A 17912-nucleotide genomic window follows, 5' to 3' on the forward strand; every position below is an offset into this window, starting at 1 on the left:
GTGTCCGTCATGGCCGACATCGCGATGTCGTAGCGGTTCGAGCGAAGGCCCGTGACGAGGGTGTCGAAGGTGCCGTTCTCGAACTCGAACTTCACACCGAGCTGCTTGCCCATAGCGGCGGCGATGTCGGGGTCGATCCCGATGACCCCACCCGACTTGTCCTTGAACTCCACGGGCGCGTAGGCGAGATCGGAGCCGACCCGGACGACGCCCTTGTCGCGGATCTCCTTGGGGAGCTTGTCGGCCAGCGGCGCGCTCTTCGACCCTCCGGCGGCCTTGCCGTCGTCGTTCCCACTCCCGGTCTGGTCACCGCAGCCGGCCAGCAGGAGGACGCCTGCTACGGCGACGGCGCCGGCCGCGACCAGTCGGGTTCTGGCGCCGGCCACGCGTCGGGCGGTCTCTGCGTTCATCTGGAATTCCTCCTGCGGGACAAGAAGGCGGTCGAGGGAGGGCACCTCGAGGCCTTGGAACGGGGACGGTGATGCGTGAGGGGTGCCGCCGCGCACAGACGCGAGGGCAGGCCCGATGCAGATCCGATGCAGGGCATGTGGCCGCGTCGAGCGAAACGCGGCGGTGGAACACTCCCGTTGGGTGAGGAGAGCGCCGTCAGGCTAATCCGGGAATGGATTCATGCATAGACCTGACGGCTGAATATTCTTCAACCGAGACGGGCCGCGTCCCGGCCGGTTCCGTACCCTGGCGGCATGCGCATGCGCCCCACACTGCACTGGACGCCGCCCGACGATCTTCCGCCGGGCACCACGGACTTGGGCCCGGTCGTCGACGCGCTGGGCGCCGGCGGGGTCCTCGTGCTCAGCGGCGCCGGGATCTCCACGCAGTCGGGGATCCCCGACTACCGGGGCGAGGGCGGCAGTCTCAGCCGGCACACCCCGATGACCTACCAGGACTTCACCGCGAGCGCCTCGGCCCGGCGCCGGTACTGGGCGCGCAGCCACCTCGGGCGGCGGACCTTCGTCCGGGCCCGGCCCAATCCGGGGCACCGGGCCGTGGCCGCGTTCGGGCGGCACGGTCTGCTCTCGGGGACGATCACGCAGAACGTCGACGGGCTGCACCAGGCCGCCGGCAGCGCGGACGTCGTCGAGCTGCACGGGAGCCTGGACCGGGTCGTCTGCCTGTCCTGCGGCGCGTTCAGCCCGCGGGACGAGCTGACCCGGCGCCTCGAGGAGTCGAACCCCGGCTTCGCCCCGGTGGCCTCGGCGATCAACCCGGACGGCGACGCCGACCTCACCGACGAGCAGGTCGGCGACTTCCGGGTGGCGCCGTGCACGGCCTGCGGCGGCGACCTCAAACCGGACGTCGTGTTCTTCGGCGAGCCGGTTCCGCCACCGCGCGTCGAGCACTGCCGCGAGCTGGTCCGCGCTGCCACGTCCCTGCTGGTCCTGGGCTCCTCGCTGACGGTGATGTCCGGGCTCCGCTTCGTCCGTCAGGCGGCCGCGGCCGGCACCCCGGTGCTCATCGTGAACCGGGACCCCACCCGCGGCGACACCCACGCCCGCACCCGGATCGCCCTCCCCCTGGGCGAGGCCCTGCCCGCCGTGGCCGCCCGCCTCGGCGTCCCCGTCGACACGACGGAGGCCGCGGAGGTGACGGAGGTGGCGGTCGCGGCCCCGGAGGCGAGCTGACGGGGCCAGGGCCTTTCGTCCGGGTCAGACGGGATCAGGAACCCTCGGCCCTCAGCGGTACGCGCCATTCGAGCAGGGTGCCGCCCTGCTCTCCCCGCGCGGTGACCGACAGTTCGCCGCCCAGGCGCTCGGCCCGCTCCGCCAGATTGCGCAGCCCGGAGCGCACGACGCCCGGCGGGATACCGACGCCCTCGTCGCTCACCGCCACCGTCAGGACACCGGCCTCCGCGACCACCGACACCTCGGCCTGCCGGGACTGCGCGTGCCGGGCCACGTTCGTGAGCGCCTCCCCGATGACCGCGACGACCTCCTCGGCCGTCTGCGCCGGAACGTCCGTGTCGAGCAGGCCCTCCATGCGCAGGGCCGGGGCGTAGCCGAGGGCAGCCGCCGCCGTCTCGACCGCCTTGACGACGCGGCTGCGCAGTTTCGGCGCGACCCCGGCGCGTTCGTGCTCCCGCAGGCCGAAGATGGTCGCCCTGATGATCTTGATGGTGGCGTCCAGGTCGTCGATGGCGCGCGACAGGCGGTGCACGGCCTCGGGGTGCTCGACGAAGCGCCGGGCGCTCTGCAGCGTCATGCCCGTGGCGAAGAGCCGCTGGATGGCGAGGTCGTGCAGGTCGCGGGCGATCCGGTCGCGGTCCTCGAGGAGGCTGACCTGCTCCGCGTCACGCCGCCGTTCGGCCAGCTCCAGGGCGATCGCCGCCTGTCCGACGAAAGCGGGCAGCGCCGTGGTCTCCACCATCGAGAAGGGGGGCCGTCCGCTGCGCCGCGCAAGGATCAGCACGCCGCTGAGCCGTTCCTTCGTGCCCACGGTGACGGCGACGGCGGGGCCGAAGCCGCGCCACCGCTCGGGCTGCACGGTGACCCGTTCGTCGTGTTCGACGTCCATGACGGTGACCAGGCCCTGCTGGGCGAGCGCGGCGGAGGCGAGGGTGCCGGCGCTGCTGGGCAGGACGACGCCCTCGTGCACCTCGGAGCCCTCCCCGTGGGCCAGCGACCCGCGCAGCTCGCCGCCCGGCCCGACCATGTAGAAGACCCCGATGTCGGCGTCGGCGATGTCCACGGCCCGGTCCACCATGCTGCCGAGCACCTCGGTCTCCTGCGCGCCGGAGAGCAGGGCGCTGGTGAACTCGGTGCTGGCGGCCAGCCAGCGCTGGCGCAGCCGGCCCTCCTCGTAGAGGCGGGCGTTCTCGATGGCGATGCCGGCGGCGACGGCCAGGGTGGTCAGGACGGCTTGGTCCTCCGCGTCGAACTCGACGCCGCCGCGCTTCTCGGTCAGGTACAGATTGCCGAAGATCTCGTCGCGGACCCGGATCGGGACGCCCAGGAACGTGTGCATCGGCGGGTGGTGCAGCGGGAAGCCGTACGAGGCGGGGTGCGCGGACAGTTCGGCGAGGCGGAGCGGGTGGGGGTGCCGGATGAGCTCGCCGAGGATGCCGTGCCCGGAGGGCAGCGCGCCGATCTGCCGGTGGAGCTCGTCGTCGATGCCGACCGGCAGGAAGGCGGAGAGCTTGTTGTCGTCGCCGATGACGCCCAGGGCGCCGTACTCGGCGTCGACGAGGACGACCGCCGCCTCCACGATGCCGCGCAGCACCTGCGGCAGGTCGAGGCCCCGGCCGACGGACATCACGGCGTCGAGGAGTCCGTCGAGGCGTTCGCGGGTGCCGCGCACCTCGTCGATGTGCGCCTGAAGTTCCTCCAGGAGTTCGTCGAGGCGCAGGCGCGGAAGCCGCCCCTCGGCGAATTCGTTGTTCTCCCGGCCCATCGGTTCCTCCGACGCCAGCTCCGGCCGCTGATGTTCCCTGCCGCCTCCCACGGTAGCCAGGCATGGGGATCGCCGCAGGGCGCGCGGGTGTCCGCGCCCCCGGCTCAGGTACCGGGCGGGGGTACGACGACCAGGGGGCATTCCGCGTGGTGCAGCAGACCGTACGCCGTGGAGCCGAGCCGCAGGGCGGTGAAGCCGCCCCCGCCGCGGCGGCCGACGACGAGCGCGAGGGACGCGTGCGCGGCCACGGCGAGCTGTTCGACCGGGTGTCCGCGCAGGATCTCCTGGGTGATCTCGAGGTCCGGGTGGCGGTCGGCCTGTCCGGCCACCGCCTCGGCGAGCGCCCGCTGCCCGGCGAGGCCCGTCGCGTCGTCGTCCTCGGCGAACACCGGCCGGGGCCAGACCCACACGGCGTGCAGCCGCGCCCCGTGCAGGACGGCCTCCTCCACGGCGAAGGCGACGGCGGCCCGGCACGACACGCTGCCGTCGACGCCGACGACCACGGTGGGCGGAGGGTCGACGGCGTGCTCCGGGGACCGCACGACGGCGACGGGCCCGTCCGCGCCCGTGACGAGCGGCAGGACGACCGAACTCTCGGCGAGGACCTCCGCGATCCGGCCCAGGCGGCGTGAGCCCACGACGGTGAGCGTCGCGCGGGCGGCGCGCTCGCGCAGGACGGCGGCCGGCGGGCCGTCGACGAGTTCCGTGACCGGTGACGGGCCGGGGTGCAGGTCACGGACCAGGTCCTCGGCGTCGGCGAGCGCGGAGCCGGCCCGGATGCGCAGCGCGGCGCGGTGGTTGACCGCGTCGTACAGGAGGTGGTCGTGGACGGGCGGCACCGCGCAGACCAGGTGCAGTCGCAGGCCTCGCCAGGCGGCCTCGTCGGCGGCCCGGAGCAGGGCCGGCACGGACAGCTCCTGGGGATCGACACCGACGACGACCTCGTTCATGAGCCCTCGCCGCCGGTCGGCAGGTTGTGCGGCGGGGTGTGCGGGGCGGTGTGCGGCACGATCTGCACGGGGCAGTGGGCGTGGTGGATCAGGGCGTGCGCGACGCGGCCCAGGGCGGGTCCGACGCCGAGGCGGCGGCCTCCCCTGCCCATCACGATCAGATCGGTGTGGTCACTGGCCTGCATGAGGATGCCGGGGGTGCTGGTGCCGGTCTCCACGTGGTGGCCGACGACGAGGTCCGGGTAGACCGCGCGGACCGCGTCGGCCAGGTCCTTCATGGCGTGCACGCGCTTCCTGGCCGTGCCGTCGAGGTCGTCGAGCATCGTGGCGACCTCGCCCACGTGCGCGAACACGTTCCACACGCTCACGAGCCGCAGCACGGACTTGCGGGCCTCGGCCTCCGCCGCGGCGAGCGGCAGCCAGTCGAGGTCCTCCGCGTCGTGCACGGCCGCGGTCACGGAGCCGTGCCGGGGCCGGTCCTCCGCTCCCCGTACGACCACGACGGGTCCCTCGGCGCGGGCCGCCACACCGAGGCCGACGGAGCCGAGCAGGAGGGCCGCGAAGCCGCCCAGGCCTCGGCTGCCGACGACGACCGTGCCGCCTCGGCCGGCCGCGGCGCGCAGGGCGGCCACCGGCTCCTGGCGGCTCAGTTCGCGGGTGACGACGAGCCCGGGGTGTTCGGCGGCGACCGCCTCGGCGATGTCGATGAGCAGGTCGCGGCCGGCCTCCCGGACGTCCTGGAGGGTGTCGGCGTCGGTGTAGAGCGCGCGCCGGTCGGTGTCGGCGGCGTGGACGAGGTGCAGGGGGCGTTCGCGCCGGACGGCCTCCGCGGCCGCCCACAGCGCCGCGGCGCGTGCCGAGGGGGACCCGTCGACGCCTGCGACGACGTCTCCGAGCCGGGGTTTCACGCGGTCCTCGCTGTCCATGGCTCCTCCTCGGGGGAACCGTCCGGAGCGACCCGTGCCCGCCCGGACGGCCCTCGCGGAACGACACCTTCCACGCTCGCACCTCCCCCGCCGCACGGAACATGGGCCGTTCGGTCCCCGAAGAGGCCTGCCCGGCCCTGCTGCGCGGCCCGGCGGCGGGCCGAGGCTGGGATGACCGGGCCCCGGCGGGACCGGACCCGTACGAGGGGGTGCCTCGCGCGCGACGCGACGGCACGAGCGAGTGCGGAGGTGCACCATGTGGCGACGGACGACTCCCGACCCGTCCAATCCGCTGCTGCGGAAGGCGGACCGCACCCGGGCCCGGCTGCGCTCCGCCCTCGTGCCGGTCTGTCTGGTGGCGGTGGCGTGCGGCGGTACGGCGGGCGGGGCCGCCTGGGACGCGGGCCGGCGGTCCGCCGCCGAGGTGGCGCAGCACCGTCATCTCCTGCCGGCGACGACGGTGTCGCCCCGGATCTACCGGTCGGCGGCCCAGCCGGAGAGCGCCCCGGACATCGTCGCCCGGGCGACCTGGCACGACCGCGCGGGCCGGGTCCACACCGGGACCGTGCCGGTGACCGCCACGACCCGCACCGGTGACACGGTCATGACCTGGACGGACGATCGCGGGAACGCCGCCGGCGCCCCGCCCGGCACCACCGACATCACGATGGCCGCCATCGGGTACGGCGTCGGCGCCTCCTGTGTCGTCGCGCTCGCCGCCGGCGCGTTCGTCCGCGTCCGCCTGCGCAGGGTGGACGCACGCTGTGCGCGGGACTGGGCGGCCGAGTGGGCGGACGTCGAACCGGCGTGGTCGGGCCGGCTGCGCCGCGGCCCCGGCCAGGGGCCCGGCGAGGGCTGATCCCGGCGTCGGAGGCTCAGAGCCCTTCGCCGCTGCCGTAGGGCGCGTACAGGTCGAGCAGGCGGACCCGGGCGGCCCACAGCCGGTGGGCGCCGGCACCCGGCTCTTCAACGAGGGCGGGCACGCCGACCGCTTCTGGATCGTGCGCTCGGGCACCGTGGCCCTCGACGTCCATGTCCCGGCGCCGGCCCGCGGTCATCGAGCGGCTCGACGCCGGTGAACTGGTCGGCTGCTCCTGGCTGTTCAAGCCGTACGTGTGGCGGCTGGGCGCCGACGCGATGACGCCCGTACGGGCCTACGAGTTCGACGCGGCCGCCGGCGATGCGGGTGGGTGACGGTGCGCTCATGGCGGCCTCCTCGGGTCGGGCCCGCCTTCAAGTCTGGGCAGCGCGCGGCGTTCCGGGCAGGGGCCCGGTGGGCCCCTCCCCGGGCCGATCGGCCCTCTCCGCTCCGCGGCCGCCGGAGCGAGACTGGAAGGAGAGCGAGGAGGTGGCCCCGATGCCCGCCGGACCCCCTGCGCGGTACACGGTCAGCGATGTCATGACGCACACGGCGGTGGCGATCGGTGAGAACGCCCCGTACAAGGAGATCGTCGCCCTCATGGACCAGTGGAAGGTGAGCGCCCTGCCCGTGCTCGCCGGCGAGGGGCGCGTCGTCGGCGTCGTCTCGGAGGCGGATCTGCTGGTCAAGGAGGCTTTCCGGGACGCCGAGCCGCGGCCCGGGCAGTTCGCCGCGGCGGCGAAGGCGGGGGCCGTGCGGGCCGGGGAGCTGATGTCGAGCCCGGCGGTGACGGTGCGGGCGGACGCGACGCTGGCCGAGGCCGCGCGCATCATGGCGCAGCGCCGGCTCAAGCGGCTGCCGGTGGTCGACGAGATCGGCCTGCTCGAGGGCGTGTGCAGCCGCAGCGACCTGCTCAAGGTGTTTCTGCGCGAGGACGCCGAGATCGCCGCGGAGATCCGCCGCACCGTCCTCGCCTCGAACGCGCTCACCGGGCTGACCGTCACGGTCGACGAGGGTGTGGCCACCGTGCGGGGCGGGCTCGCCGACCGCTCGCTCGTGCCGCTGATCGCGCGGGCCGTGCGGGCCGTGGAGGGCGTCGTGGACGTCCACGTCGATTTCGGCGCCCACGAAAGCGCCGTGTGACGGAAAATTGTCGTGAGGGCGCACGCCACCGTTCCTCTCCGACCGTTTCCGATGGCAGGGGGCGCGATGAACGAGCAGCCGGCAGCGGCTCCCGACAGGCCGGCCACCCGGGTCTTCCTCGTCGACGACCACGAGGTCGTCCGCCGGGGCCTGCGCGACCTGATCGACGACGAGCCCGACCTTCAGGTGGTCGGTGAGGCCTCCACGGTGGGCCAGGCGCTGGCCCGGGGCCCGGCCCTCGCGCCCGACGTGGCCGTCCTCGACGTACGGCTGCCCGACGGGGACGGGATCGGGGTGTGCCGGGAGCTGCGGTCCCGGATGCCCGGCCTGGCCTGCCTGATGCTGACGTCGTTCGACGACGAGGACGCCCTGCTCGACGCCATCATGGCCGGGGCCGCCGGCTACGTCCTGAAGCAGATCAAGGGCTCGGACCTCGTCTCGGCGGTACGGACCGTGGCGACGGGGCAGTCGATGCTGGATCCGGCGACCACGGCCCGCCTCATGCACTCCCTGCGGGACACCGACGCGGCGAAGCAGCCCGCCGACGACCGCCTCGCGGCGCTGTCCGACCGCGAGCGCTCGGTCCTCGACCTCATCGGCGAGGGGCTCACCAACCGGCAGATCGCCCAGCGGCTCTACCTGTCCGAGAAGACGGTCAAGAACCATATCTCCCGCCTGCTCGGCAAACTCAGCGTCGAGCGCCGGGTCCAGGCCGCCGTGATCGCCACGCAGGCCCGTGACGCGCAGGCCCGTCCGCAGCACTCCGACGACGCCTGAGCCGCCGGCCCGCGGGGTCATTCGGCGGGCACGGTGATCACGGGACAGTGCGCGCGGTGCAGCAGTCCGTGCACGACGGAGCCGACGCGCATGCCCGTGTAGCCGCCGCGGCCCCGGCGGCCGACGACGACGGCGAGGGCGTGTCCGGCGGCCTCCGCGAGCCGTTCGACGGGCGACCCGGCCAGCCCCTCGTGGGTGATCGTGACGTCGGGGTACTTCTCGGCCCAGCCGGCGGTCGCCTCCGCGAGCAGCCGGCGCTCGCCGTCCAGCCAGGCGCCCTCCGGACGCGTGGGGAAGAGCGGCGGCTGCCGGACGGCGACGGCGCGCAGCAGACAGCCCCGCAGATCCGCCTCCTCGCAGGCCAGGGCGAGCGCGCCCTGCGCGGCCGGGCTCCCGTCGATGCCCACGACGAGGTACGGCCGTTCCTGGGTGCTGTGTTCCGCGTCGCCCACGACGGCGACGGGGCAGCGGGCCTGCGCGGTGACCGGGACGACCAGGGAACCGGCGCTGAGGAACTCCTCGGTGCGGCTGAGGTGGCGCGAGCCGAGGACCATCAGGGCGGCCTCCTGCGCCAGGCCGGCCAGGACGACGGCGGGGGCTCCGCGCAGCAGCGCGGAGCTGACGCTCAGCCCGGGGTGACGGGCGCGCACCGCGTCGGCCGCCCGGCGCAGCGCCTCCGCCCTCGCCTCGGCGCGGGCCCGGTGGCGGGCCGCGTCGGTGGCGTGCCAGGTGTCGGGCGCCGGCTCCAGGGCGGCGACCAGGCGCAGCGGCAGTCCGCGCAGGTCGGCCTCGTCGGCGGCCCAAGCCGTCGCGAGCCGGCCGGTGCGGGCGGGATCGACGCCCACGACGACCGTGCGGGGTCGCGTGCCGGTGGTCATGCCGACGCTCCGACGCGCAGCGGGGCGGCCGTGACCTCGGTGTGCCGGGGGCCGCCCAGGGCCACCTTGATCGAGCCGGTCTCCGCCGCCCGGCCGAAGACGTCGTACGCCTCCTCCATCTGCCCGAGCGCGAAGCGGTGCGTGACCAGGTCCGCCGTGGGGAGGCGCCCGGCCGTCATCATGCTCAGCAGCATCGGGGTCGAGCACGTGTCGACCAGCCCCGTGGTGATGGTGACGTCCTTGATCCACAGGTCTTCGAGGTGCAGCGCGACGGGCCTGCCGTGGACGCCGATGTTCGCGACGCGACCGCCGGGGCGGACCATCCGCGTGCACGTCTCGAACGTCTCGGGAGCGCCCACCGCCTCCATGACGACGTCGGCGCCGAGCCCGTCGGTCAGTTCGGCGACGAGCTCCTCGGGACCGTCGTCGGCGCCGACGACGGCGTCCGCGCCCATCCGGCTCGCGGCTTCGAGACGGGACGTGGCCAGGTCCACGGCGATGATCCGGCCGGGGCTGTAGAGGCGGGCGGTGCGGATCGCGGCGAGTCCGATGGGGCCGGCGCCGACCACGACGACGGTGTCGCCGGGGCGGACGCGGCCGTTGAGGACGCCAACCTCGTACGCGGTGGGGAAGATGTCCGCGAGAAGCACGGCGTCGAAGCTGTCCACCGCGTTCGACAGGGGGTGCACGGACAGGTCGGCGAAGGGGACGCGGACGTACTCGGCCTGGGTGCCGTCGATGAGGTGGCCCAGCACCCAGCCGCCTCCGCCGCGGCACTGTCCGTAGCGCCGCTCGCGGCAGAACCGGCAGCGTCCGCAGCTGGACACGCAGGAGATCAGGACGCGATCCCCCGGACGGACGGTGCGGACGTCCGCGCCCGTCTCCACCACCGTGCCCACCGCCTCGTGGCCGAGGATCCGGCCGGGCTCCACATCGGGGACGTGGCCCTTGACGATGTGCAGGTCCGTTCCGCACAGGGTGACGGCGTCGACGCGGACGATCGCGTCCGTCGCGTCCTGGACGTCGGGGTCGGGTGCGTCCTGCCAGGCGACCTCGCCGGGGCCCTGGAACACGAGAGCCTTCATGTCGATCGCCTTCCGCACGGCCCGGGGGTCCGTTCCCCGCGGCGCTCACCGTCCAGGCTGCTCCCGCCCCGGCGTGCGGCGCATGGGCCGGTCGGCCCCCAGGTGGGCCCCCTCGGGCCCTGCCGTGCGCTCCTGGCGGGGGCCAGGGTGGAGGCGCGGCCGAAGGAGACGTCATGACCTCACAGGTGTTCACGGTGGGCGACGTGATGACCCGGAAGGTGGTCGCGGTGCGGCCGGGGGCGGAGTTCAAGGAGATCGTCGAGACGATGGCGCGCTGGAAGGTGACCGCGCTGCCCGTGATCGAGGGCGAGGGCCGGGTCGTCGGGGTGGTGTCCGAGGCCGACCTGATCCTGAAGGAGGAGTTCCACGACCGCCGTCTCGGGCTGGTCGAGCAGGTGCGGCGGCGGGAGGCCACGGCGAAGGCGGGCGCCGACCGTGCCGCGGACCTCATGACCTCTCCCGCCGTCACCGTCGGGCCGGACGCCACGTTCCCGCAGGCCGCCCGGCTGATGGCGACGCGGCACGTCAAACGGCTGCCGGTGGTCGACGAGCACGGCACGATCCAGGGCATCGTCAGCCGTTCCGACCTCCTCAAGGTCTTCCTCCGCCCCGACGCCGAAATCGCCGACGCGGTCCGCCACGACGTCGTCACTCCCCTGTTCCCGCTCTCGCACGCCCGGATCGGCGTCCGGGTCGAGGCGGGCGTCGTCACGCTCTCCGGCGCCGTGACCGATGCCGCCCTCGTGCCGCTGGCGGAGCGCCTGGCCCGCGCGGTCGACGGGGTCGTGGACGTACGGTGCCGCCTCACCTCCGACGCGCAGCGCTGAGCGGGAGCCCGGATTTCGGATCCTCAGCCCGGCGTGGGCCCCTCGGTCTCCCGCGCCGCCTCCTCCGGAGGGTGCTGCGGGACGATCGCGACCGGGCACGCGGCGTGGTGCAGGGCGCGGTGGGCGGCTCGGCCGAGCTGGAGGCCGGCCCAGTGGTGGCGGTGGCCGGCGCCGAGGACGAGGAGGTCGGCGGCGGCCGAGCGGTCGGTCAGTACGCGGTGCGGGGCGCCTTCCACGAGGGCGCGGCGTACGGGCACCTCGGGGTGCTCCCGCGTCGCCGCCGCGATCGCCAGGTCCAGGGTCTCGGCGGCGCGGTGCTCGAAGAAGGGGGCCTCGCCCCGGGTCAGGAGGGGGTGGTCGACGGGTTCGTGGGCGGGCTTGCGCCAGGTGTGGACCGCGTCGAGCTCCGCCTTACGGACCGCCGCCTCGCGGAAGGCGAAGCGGACGGCCGGCGAGTCCGTGTCGTGCTCGCCGACGCCGAGCAGGATCCGGCCGTGCCGCGCCTCCAGGGCGTCGCGGTCGCCGCGGACGACGACGACCGGGCACGAGGAGCGGGCGGCGACGACGAGGCCGACCGACCCGAGCAGCAGGTCGCCCATCTCACTGCGCCCGCGCGACCCCACGATCACGGCGACGGCGGATCGCCCGGCGCGCAGCAGCGCCCCCGCGGCGTCCTCACCGGCGACGTACGTGGTGACGGTGACCGCCCGGGACCGGTTACGCGCCCGCTCGACGGCTCCGCCGAGGATGTTCTCGGCGAGGACCTGGCCCCAGGGGCGCTCGCGCGTCCCGGCCGGCGCGGTGCCCTCGTACCGTTCCCACAGCGAGGCGTGCACCATCTGCAGCGGACGCCCGTGCCGCACCGCCTCGTCGACGGCCCAGTCCAGCGCTCTCAGGCTCCCTTCGGAGCCGTCGACACCCACCACCAGAGGAGCTTCCATCGGGCCCACCGCCTCTCGGTCGCGGGGCGTCCCGTCCTTCCACGCTCGCACCCCCGCCGGGCGGAGGCTAGGGCCGGTCGGTCCCGAGGGGGTCCGGGCCCGCGAACAGGTCCTGGTACCGCTTCCGCAGCTCGGCCTTCTGCACCTTGCCCATCACGTTGCGGGGCAGGGCGTCGACGATCCGTACGGCCCGCGGGTGCTTGAACCGGGCGAGGTCGCCCGCGACGGACCGGAGCAGCTCCGCCTCCGTGGGCTCCTGGCCGGGGGCCGGGACGACGACGGCGACGACGGTCTCGCCGAAGTCCGGGTGCGGGACGCCGATCACGGCGGACTCCAGGACGGCCGGGTGGGCGTCGAGCAGTTCCTCGATCTCCTTGGGGTAGATGTTGTAGCCGCCGGAGATGACGAGGTCCTTGCCCCGGCCGACGATGCAGAGGTAGCCGTCCTCGTCGACGCGGCCGAGGTCGCCGGTGATGAAGAAGCCGTCCGCGCGGAACTCGGCGGCGGTCTTCTCCGGCATCTGCCAGTACCCGCTGAAGACATTGGGTCCGCGCACCTCGATGCTGCCGACCTCGCCGTCCGGCAGCGGCTCGCCGCTCTCGGCGTCCACGACCCGGATCTCGGTGCCGGGCAGCGGCTTGCCGACGGTGCCGGGCTTGCGCGGGCCGCCCTCGTACGGGTTGGTGGTGTTCATGCCGGTCTCGGTCATCCCGTAGCGCTCCAGGATGGCGTGTCCGGTGCGGGCCTCGAAGGCCGCGTGGTCGCTCGCGAGCAGCGGGGCGGAGCCGGAGACGAACAGCCGCATCGACGCGCAGGTCTGCGGGGTGAGCCGCTCGTGCTTGACCAGCCGCGTGTAGAAGGTCGGTACGCCCATGAGGACCGTGGCGCGGGGCAGGAGGCCGACGACCGTGTCGGCGTCGAACTTCGGGAGGTAGTACATGGAGGCGCCGGACGCGAGCACCATGTTCGCGGCGACGAAGAGGCCGTGGACGTGGAAGATCGGCAGGGCGTGGATCAGCCGGTCCCGGCCGGTGAACTGCCAGGCCTCCAGGAGGGCCGCGCAGTTGGAGGCGAGGTTGCCGTGGGTCAGGACGGCGCCCTTGGAGCGGCCGGTGGTTCCGGAGGTGTAGAGGATGGCCGCGGGGTCGTCGGCGGCGGCGTCGACGGCCTCGTCGTGCCGGGCCTCGCTTTCCAGGAGGGTGCCGTCGCCCTTGGTGCCGAGGGTCTCGACGACGAGGTCGGGGCCCGCGCGATGGGCGTGGTCGGCCTGCCGCTCCGGGGAGCAGACGAGGACGCGCGGCCGGGCGTCGCCGATGAAGTACTCCATCTCGGCGCCCGTGTAGGCGGTGTTGAGCGGCAGGAAGACGCCGCCGATCCGCAGGGTCGCCAGGTACAGGGCGATGGCCTCCGGGGACTTGTCCACCTGCATGGCGACCCGGTCGCCGGGGGTGACGCCGTCGGCGACGAGGCGGGCGGCGATGCGGGCCACGGTGTCGGCCGTCTCGCGGTAGGTGATCTTCCGGCCGTCGGGCAGCTCGAAGAGCGCCTTGTCGGGCCGTCGTCCGACCTGCTCGGCGAAGGATCGGTGGACGGGGGTGAACGCGGGTGCCATCGGGGGGTGTTCCTCTCTCATCGATCGCTCGGAGCGACGGACGGTGATGCGGCGGAAGCGGATGCCGGGGAAGTCGGTGCGGCGGACGGACGGGGCTCGGGGACGGGGAAGGCGGCGCGGAGCGGTCCGCCGAGGGCGACGGTGCCGCGGCGGACGAAGTCCTCGTGCCGGCGCTCCAGCTGCCCCGGCTCGTAGCGGTAGTTGATCATCGCGCCGTACGACTGCCGCCATGCCTCGGCGGAGTCGTTCGCCGGCCAGTTCAACTGCCAGGCGGCGGCTCCGTTACCCAGGTGGAAGCGGGCGACCGGGTCGAGGGGGCGGCCGTCGGGGAGCCGCTCGACGGCGACGTACCGGGCCAGGGCGGGCAGGAGGCGGGCGCGGAGCCGTTCGGCGTCCGCCGCGGCGAGGCCCGCCGTCCCGTCCAGGGCGTCCAGTTCCCGTACGAGCGTGTCGAGCCCGGCATCCTGTGCGGCCTGCTCGACGAGCCAGCGCCGGAATCCGGGGAGGGGCGAGAGCGTCGCGAACTGCGTCAGGTGCGGGAGCTGTTCACCCACCTGCTCGATGACCTGCTTGATGAGGAAGCTGCCGAAGGAAACTCCGGCGAGGCCGTCCAGGGCGTTGTTGATCGAGTAGAGGGCCGCCGTGTCGGCGTCGGCGGGGCTCAGGGCCGGGCCGGGATCGAGGAGCGGGGCGATCCGGTCGGGCAGGCCGCGCACCAGGGCGACCTCGACGAAGATGAGCGGCACGTCCCCGGTGGCCGGATGGAAGAACGCGTAGACGGCGCGGTCCTCGGGGTCGATGCGGCGGCGCAGTTCGGCGGCGCTCCCCATCGGGTGGACCTTCTCGCCGCGCATGAGGTGCTCGTGCAGTTCCTCCGGCGCGTCCCCGGTGACCTCCGCCATGCGCAGGAAGCCGCGGTTGAACCAGGAGGTGAGCAGGTGGTGGAAGTCGTGGTCGAGGGGGCGCAGTTCCGGGTCGTGGCGCATCAGGCGGCGCAGGTCGGCGCGCATCTCGACGAGGGCGAGGGTGGCGTCGGGGGCGTGGTTCATACGGCGCAGCAGTTGCTGGCGGGGCGGTTCGACCACGTCGAAGAGGCGGACCAGTTCCTGCTCGGCGCGGGATCCGGCGGCGCGGGCCTCCTCCCAGCGGCGGAAGGCGTCGCGGACCCGGTCGGCGTCGGCGTCGTAGGTGCGGGTGACGTGGTGGAAGAAGAGCCGCTTGCCGTCGTCGTCGAGGGCGTCGTAGGCGGCGAGGGCGCGGGTCGCGACCGCGCGCAGGGAGGCCTCGCCGACATCGCTCATCAGGACTTCGCAGGCGGCGAGCAGCTGGTCCAGCGGGGGGTCGAGCGGTGGGTCGACGGGCGGGGCGGCGAGGTCCCCGGCGGGGGCGGACGCGGCGCGCCGCCGCCCGAGCACCTGGAACAGGTCGGTCAGCAGCCAGCCGTCGTGACGTTCCATGTCCGCACACCTTCCGTACCTCCCGGGTCGCGCGCGCCCGGCCGTCGTCCCGTCGTCCTCGTCGCTTCCCCGCATGAAATCCATGAGGACCGACGATATATATAACAGCGCCACCGTAGGACACATCAGGGCGGGAGCACCACCCCCCGCCCACCCGGATAACCTGACCGCTCGGAGGTGCACATGGCCCGGGTCCCGGAGTCCCAGCGCGTGCGGGACGCGCTCGAGAACGCTGTCGTCGACGGTCACTACCGTCCCGGCGAGCGGCTGGATCCCGCACGTCTGGAGGAGGAGTTCGGCTGCTCGCGCACCCCGATCCGCGAGGCACTCCAGGCCCTGGAACGCTCGGGGCTCGTGCAGATCCGCCCCAAGCAGGGCACGTACGTCACCGAGCTGAGCGTCTCCGAGCTGGCCGAGCGCTTCGAGGTCATGGCCGAGCTGGAGGGGATGGCGGCGCGGCTCGCCGCCCGGAGCATCGACCAGGAGGCCCTGGAGGAGCTCGAGGGGGCGCTGCTGGAGTGCGAGCGACACGCGGCGGCCGGTGACGCGGACCCCTACTACTACGCGAACGCCCGGTTCCACGGCATCGTCTACGACTCCTGCGGCAACGAGTACCTGCGCCGGCAGGCCCACGCGCTCAAGCGCGCCCTCCAGCCGTACCGCCGGCTCCAGCTGCGCGTCCCGGACCGTATGCGCCGTTCGCTGGCCGAGCACCGTGCGATCGCCGACGCCGTCCGCCGCGGCGACGCCGAGACGGCGGAGAACGCGGCGCGCGACCACGTCCTGGTCCAGGTCAAGGAGTTCAGCCAACTGGTGCGGACCTGGCGGCAGTTGATGGATCCGGTGCGCGGGGCGGGTTGAGCGACGGCGCGCCTCACCGTCCCCGGACGCGTCCGGGGACGGTGGACGGGCGGCCTGCGGGGTCAGCCGGGGTGCACCGCCGTGACCGTGAAGCGTTCGACCTCGGCGACGTGGCCACCGGTGGTGGCGACGACCGTGAGCACCCGGTTCGTGGCGCCCCGGTAGGAGACCCGTTCCTTCCACGGCTGGTTGTTGCCGCCGGCCGCGACGCAACAGGCCGTGCCGAGCGGCGCCCCGGACGACGGCTGGCGGACCTGGACGCGGATGCTCTCGTCCACGCCGGTGATCCGTCCGCCGGTCAGGAGCGGGGAGCGCACGGTCGCGCCGTACGCGGGCAGGGTCAGGGAGAACGTCGTGTCGTCGGTGCCGACGACCTCCCAGGGAGCGTCGCGGCCGGTGCCGTAGCGCACGAGGTGGATGATCGCGGCGGTACCGGTGACCCCCTTGGGCTTGCTGAGGCCCACGCCGATGTGGGCGTGCCGCCCGCTGACGTGGTGCGAGGAGACGCGGCCGATGTCCTGGAAGCCCAGGTAGCCCTGGGTGAAGGCGAGGGCGGTCAGGTCGGGGTCGAGGTGCCAGGGCTGGTGGCCGCCCGAGTGGTAGTCACGCTCCCAGGCCCGCGCCTGCGCGAGGGAGGTGAACGGCCACAGCGGCTGGAGGCGGCCGAGGCCGGACGCGTGCGCGGTCCGGGTCTTCGGCTCGGGCAGGGCCGTCGGTTTGTACGTCTGCGGCGTGAGGCCCGTCGTCGTTCCCGGCGGGGCGGGAGCGGCGGCGGAGCGCGGGGACGGGGACGAGGAGGCCGGCGTGTCCGGTGGGGCGGACGGCGATGCCGGTGCGTGCGAGGTACTGCCGGAGCTCCCGCACGCGGTGAGGGCCAGGCCGGTCGAGGCCGCCGCGGCGAGGAGTCGGAGGTGGAGCTGGACGTTCATGGGTGCCCCAGGAAACGTGTACCGACCGTCGGTACAGTTTGTACGCATATCGTGCCACTGGCGGGGTTCGTTCCATAGAGTCCGGAGCGACTAACTCTCGCGCAGTCCGGCGAGTTTCCGCGCGGCCGGGCCGATCGCCCGCCCTCTGCGGGCCAGACCGGCCCACGGGTCCGTGCGGGCCTGGTCGAGGGCGTTGTCGACGGTCCAGCTCCGGGCCGTCAGGTCCGGGTCGTCGAGCTGGCTCCACGCGAGGGGCGTGGCGACCGGGCCGCCCGGCCTCGCCCGCACCGTGTACGGGACCACGGCGGTCTGCGCGTACCCGTTGCGCTGCACGTCGAGGTAGAGGCGCTCGCCCCGGTCCTCCTTGCGCTGGGCGGTGGTGAGGTCGTCGGGGTGGGCGGCGGCCAGTGTGTCGGCGGCGTCCTTGGCGAAGTCGCGCACCTCGTCGAAGGTCTGCCGGCCCCTCAGGACCGCGACGACGTGCAGGCCGCGCGAGCCGGTCGTCATGACCCCGGAGGCGAGCCCCACCTCGTCCAGAAGACCGTGCACGAGGCGGGCGGCGGAGCGGACGGCCTCGAAGTCGTCCTCCCCCGGCGGATCGAGGTCGAACACGAGCCGGTCCGGGCGGTCCACGTGCGGCGCCCGGGACTGCCAGCGGTGCAGGGTGACGGCCGCCTGGTCCGCGAGGTAGACGAGGGTCGCGGTGTCGTCGCACAGCGCGTGCAGGACGGTGCCGCCTTCCTTGGCGACCTCGAACCGGTGGATCCAGTCCGGGAAGTACGCGGGGACGTTCTTCTGCATGATCCGCTCGCCGTCGAGGCCGTCGGGGAGGCGTTCCAGCATCAGGGGGCGGTCGCGCAGGTGCGGGAGCATGTGCGGGGCGATCTCGCGGTAGTACGCGACGAGGTCGCCTTTGGTCAGGTCCGGGCCGCCGTTCGCCCCTGGTCCGGCCGGCAGCAGTTCCTTGTCCTGCCGGTGCAGGGTGACGGTGTGGGCGCCCACCCGCAGGCCGCTCGTCCGGTCCCGCTTCATCGCGTCACCTCTTCTTCCCTACTTCCCTGTTCCTGTTCTCGTTCTCGTTCTCGTTCAGGCGGCCCGTTCGAGGCAGTCCTCCGCCACGTGCCGGTCCAGCGCGGCCCGCACCAGAGCCGCGGCGAGTTCGGCGTGGGGGGGGGCGCCCGCGCGCCGGGCCCGCGCCCCGGGGTGCGTGGGGGGGGCGCGGCCGGGGGCGCCCCGGAGGGTGTTTTCGTGCCGGGTGT

Annotated in this window: 17 protein-coding genes and 1 pseudogene; 7 read left to right on the forward strand and 11 right to left on the reverse strand. The window is 74.1% G+C overall.

Annotated features, from left to right (window positions below):
• Positions 1 to 410, reverse strand: a 410-nt coding sequence (locus ACFW9D_RS21965; RefSeq protein WP_384624027.1) for a transporter substrate-binding domain-containing protein, incomplete at its 3' end; no start/stop codon positions are given.
• A gap of 294 nt (positions 411 to 704) precedes the next feature.
• Between ACFW9D_RS21965 and ACFW9D_RS21970 the strand changes: the two genes are divergently transcribed.
• Positions 705 to 1643 carry an NAD-dependent protein deacetylase gene (locus ACFW9D_RS21970; RefSeq protein WP_384624029.1) on the forward strand — a complete coding sequence of 313 codons (939 nt, stop codon included), beginning with the start codon at positions 705 to 707 and terminating at the stop codon, positions 1641 to 1643.
• A 34-nt stretch (positions 1644 to 1677) separates the two neighbouring features.
• Here the strand turns inward: ACFW9D_RS21970 and ACFW9D_RS21975 are convergent, their stop codons facing one another.
• The 3 genes from ACFW9D_RS21975 to ACFW9D_RS21985 form a co-directional block, all read right to left on the reverse strand.
• Positions 1678 to 3408, reverse strand: coding sequence for a GAF domain-containing protein (locus ACFW9D_RS21975; RefSeq protein ID WP_384624031.1), 1731 nt, complete (start codon positions 3406 to 3408; stop codon positions 1678 to 1680).
• Between the two features lie 104 nt (positions 3409 to 3512).
• Complete coding sequence (locus ACFW9D_RS21980) at positions 3513 to 4358, reverse strand: universal stress protein (protein ID WP_188335473.1); 846 nt, start codon at positions 4356 to 4358, stop codon at positions 3513 to 3515.
• A complete protein-coding gene (locus tag ACFW9D_RS21985) occupies positions 4355 to 5284 on the reverse strand; it encodes a universal stress protein (RefSeq protein ID WP_384624034.1) in 930 nt (309 codons plus the stop codon). Before ACFW9D_RS21985 ends, ACFW9D_RS21980 begins: the two co-directional genes overlap by 4 nt.
• A 256-nt stretch (positions 5285 to 5540) precedes the next feature.
• Here ACFW9D_RS21985 and ACFW9D_RS21990 point away from each other — a divergent pair, with 256 nt between their 5' ends.
• The 4 genes and pseudogenes from ACFW9D_RS21990 (at position 5541) to ACFW9D_RS22005 (ending at position 8063) form a co-directional block, all read left to right on the forward strand.
• Positions 5541 to 6143, forward strand: a complete 603-nt coding sequence (locus ACFW9D_RS21990) for a hypothetical protein (protein ID WP_384624036.1) — start codon at positions 5541 to 5543, stop codon at positions 6141 to 6143.
• 85 nt (positions 6144 to 6228) lie between these two features.
• A pseudogene (locus ACFW9D_RS21995) lies at positions 6229 to 6460 on the forward strand (cyclic nucleotide-binding domain-containing protein); the annotation flags it as partial.
• Between the two features lie 181 nt (positions 6461 to 6641).
• A complete protein-coding gene (locus ACFW9D_RS22000; RefSeq protein ID WP_384624038.1) occupies positions 6642 to 7286 on the forward strand; it encodes a CBS domain-containing protein in 645 nt (214 codons plus the stop codon).
• Positions 7287 to 7352: 66 nt separating this feature from the next.
• The gene (locus ACFW9D_RS22005; protein WP_384624040.1) at positions 7353 to 8063 is read left to right on the forward strand and encodes a response regulator; all 711 of its coding nucleotides are present in this window, start codon (positions 7353 to 7355) and stop codon (positions 8061 to 8063) included.
• A 17-nt stretch (positions 8064 to 8080) separates the two neighbouring features.
• Here the strand turns inward: ACFW9D_RS22005 and ACFW9D_RS22010 are convergent, their stop codons facing one another.
• Both ACFW9D_RS22010 and ACFW9D_RS22015 read right to left on the reverse strand, forming a co-directional pair.
• Positions 8081 to 8941 carry a universal stress protein gene (locus tag ACFW9D_RS22010; protein ID WP_384624042.1) on the reverse strand — a complete coding sequence of 287 codons (861 nt, stop codon included), beginning with the start codon at positions 8939 to 8941 and terminating at the stop codon, positions 8081 to 8083.
• Positions 8938 to 10026, reverse strand: a complete 1089-nt coding sequence (locus ACFW9D_RS22015; RefSeq protein ID WP_384624044.1) for a zinc-dependent alcohol dehydrogenase family protein — start codon at positions 10024 to 10026, stop codon at positions 8938 to 8940. Before ACFW9D_RS22015 ends, ACFW9D_RS22010 begins: the two co-directional genes overlap by 4 nt.
• 173 nt (positions 10027 to 10199) lie before the next feature.
• Here ACFW9D_RS22015 and ACFW9D_RS22020 point away from each other — a divergent pair, with 173 nt between their 5' ends.
• Positions 10200 to 10853, forward strand: coding sequence for a CBS domain-containing protein (locus ACFW9D_RS22020; protein WP_384624046.1), 654 nt, complete (start codon positions 10200 to 10202; stop codon positions 10851 to 10853).
• A gap of 23 nt (positions 10854 to 10876) precedes the next feature.
• Here ACFW9D_RS22020 and ACFW9D_RS22025 read toward each other — a convergent pair whose 3' ends face one another.
• From ACFW9D_RS22025 to ACFW9D_RS22035, 3 genes are all read right to left on the reverse strand, one after another.
• Positions 10877 to 11794, reverse strand: a complete 918-nt coding sequence (locus ACFW9D_RS22025; protein WP_384624048.1) for a universal stress protein — start codon at positions 11792 to 11794, stop codon at positions 10877 to 10879.
• 67 nt (positions 11795 to 11861) lie between these two features.
• Positions 11862 to 13406, reverse strand: coding sequence for an AMP-binding protein (locus tag ACFW9D_RS22030; protein ID WP_384624050.1), 1545 nt, complete (start codon positions 13404 to 13406; stop codon positions 11862 to 11864).
• 17 nt (positions 13407 to 13423) lie between these two features.
• Positions 13424 to 14863, reverse strand: coding sequence for a malonyl-CoA decarboxylase domain-containing protein (locus ACFW9D_RS22035; protein WP_384624052.1), 1440 nt, complete (start codon positions 14861 to 14863; stop codon positions 13424 to 13426).
• 183 nt (positions 14864 to 15046) lie between these two features.
• On the opposite strand from ACFW9D_RS22035, the gene ACFW9D_RS22040 reads away from it, so the two are divergent.
• Positions 15047 to 15724, forward strand: coding sequence for a GntR family transcriptional regulator (locus ACFW9D_RS22040; protein WP_384624054.1), 678 nt, complete (start codon positions 15047 to 15049; stop codon positions 15722 to 15724).
• A 62-nt stretch (positions 15725 to 15786) separates the two neighbouring features.
• On the opposite strand, the gene ACFW9D_RS22045 is transcribed toward ACFW9D_RS22040, so the two are convergent.
• Together ACFW9D_RS22045 and ligD are read right to left on the reverse strand one after the other, a co-directional pair.
• Positions 15787 to 16653, reverse strand: coding sequence for a hypothetical protein (locus ACFW9D_RS22045; RefSeq protein WP_384624056.1), 867 nt, complete (start codon positions 16651 to 16653; stop codon positions 15787 to 15789).
• 90 nt (positions 16654 to 16743) lie between these two features.
• Entirely contained in the window at positions 16744 to 17685 is a 942-nt protein-coding gene (gene ligD, locus ACFW9D_RS22050; RefSeq protein WP_384624058.1) for a non-homologous end-joining DNA ligase, read from the reverse strand.
• Between the last annotated feature and the right edge of the window lie 227 nt (positions 17686 to 17912).

The organism is Streptomyces sp. NPDC059524, assembly GCF_042749255.1.
In the GTDB taxonomy this organism is placed as follows: domain Bacteria; phylum Actinomycetota; class Actinomycetes; order Streptomycetales; family Streptomycetaceae; genus Streptomyces; species Streptomyces xanthii.

Bases quoted from the DNA above. Each gene is read 5' to 3' on its own strand.
- ACFW9D_RS22015 (WP_384624044.1), bottom strand. From the start codon at position 10,026: ATGAAGGCTCTCGTGTTCCAGGGCCCCGGCGAGGTCGCCTGGCAGGAC.
- ACFW9D_RS21980 (WP_188335473.1), bottom strand. From the start codon at position 4,358: ATGAACGAGGTCGTCGTCGGTGTCGATCCCCAGGAGCTGTCCGTGCCG.
- ACFW9D_RS21970 (WP_384624029.1), top strand. From the start codon at position 705: ATGCGCATGCGCCCCACACTGCACTGGACGCCGCCCGACGATCTTCCG.
- ACFW9D_RS21990 (WP_384624036.1), top strand. From the start codon at position 5,541: ATGTGGCGACGGACGACTCCCGACCCGTCCAATCCGCTGCTGCGGAAG.
- ACFW9D_RS22045 (WP_384624056.1), bottom strand. From the start codon at position 16,653: ATGAACGTCCAGCTCCACCTCCGACTCCTCGCCGCGGCGGCCTCGACC.
- ligD (WP_384624058.1), bottom strand. From the start codon at position 17,685: ATGAAGCGGGACCGGACGAGCGGCCTGCGGGTGGGCGCCCACACCGTC.
- ACFW9D_RS22030 (WP_384624050.1), bottom strand. From the start codon at position 13,406: ATGGCACCCGCGTTCACCCCCGTCCACCGATCCTTCGCCGAGCAGGTC.
- ACFW9D_RS22040 (WP_384624054.1), top strand. From the start codon at position 15,047: ATGGCCCGGGTCCCGGAGTCCCAGCGCGTGCGGGACGCGCTCGAGAAC.
- ACFW9D_RS21985 (WP_384624034.1), bottom strand. From the start codon at position 5,284: ATGGACAGCGAGGACCGCGTGAAACCCCGGCTCGGAGACGTCGTCGCA.
- ACFW9D_RS22010 (WP_384624042.1), bottom strand. From the start codon at position 8,941: ATGACCACCGGCACGCGACCCCGCACGGTCGTCGTGGGCGTCGATCCC.
- ACFW9D_RS22025 (WP_384624048.1), bottom strand. From the start codon at position 11,794: ATGGAAGCTCCTCTGGTGGTGGGTGTCGACGGCTCCGAAGGGAGCCTG.
- ACFW9D_RS21975 (WP_384624031.1), bottom strand. From the start codon at position 3,408: ATGGGCCGGGAGAACAACGAATTCGCCGAGGGGCGGCTTCCGCGCCTG.
- ACFW9D_RS22020 (WP_384624046.1), top strand. From the start codon at position 10,200: ATGACCTCACAGGTGTTCACGGTGGGCGACGTGATGACCCGGAAGGTG.
- ACFW9D_RS22035 (WP_384624052.1), bottom strand. From the start codon at position 14,863: ATGGAACGTCACGACGGCTGGCTGCTGACCGACCTGTTCCAGGTGCTC.
- ACFW9D_RS22005 (WP_384624040.1), top strand. From the start codon at position 7,353: ATGAACGAGCAGCCGGCAGCGGCTCCCGACAGGCCGGCCACCCGGGTC.
- ACFW9D_RS22000 (WP_384624038.1), top strand. From the start codon at position 6,642: ATGCCCGCCGGACCCCCTGCGCGGTACACGGTCAGCGATGTCATGACG.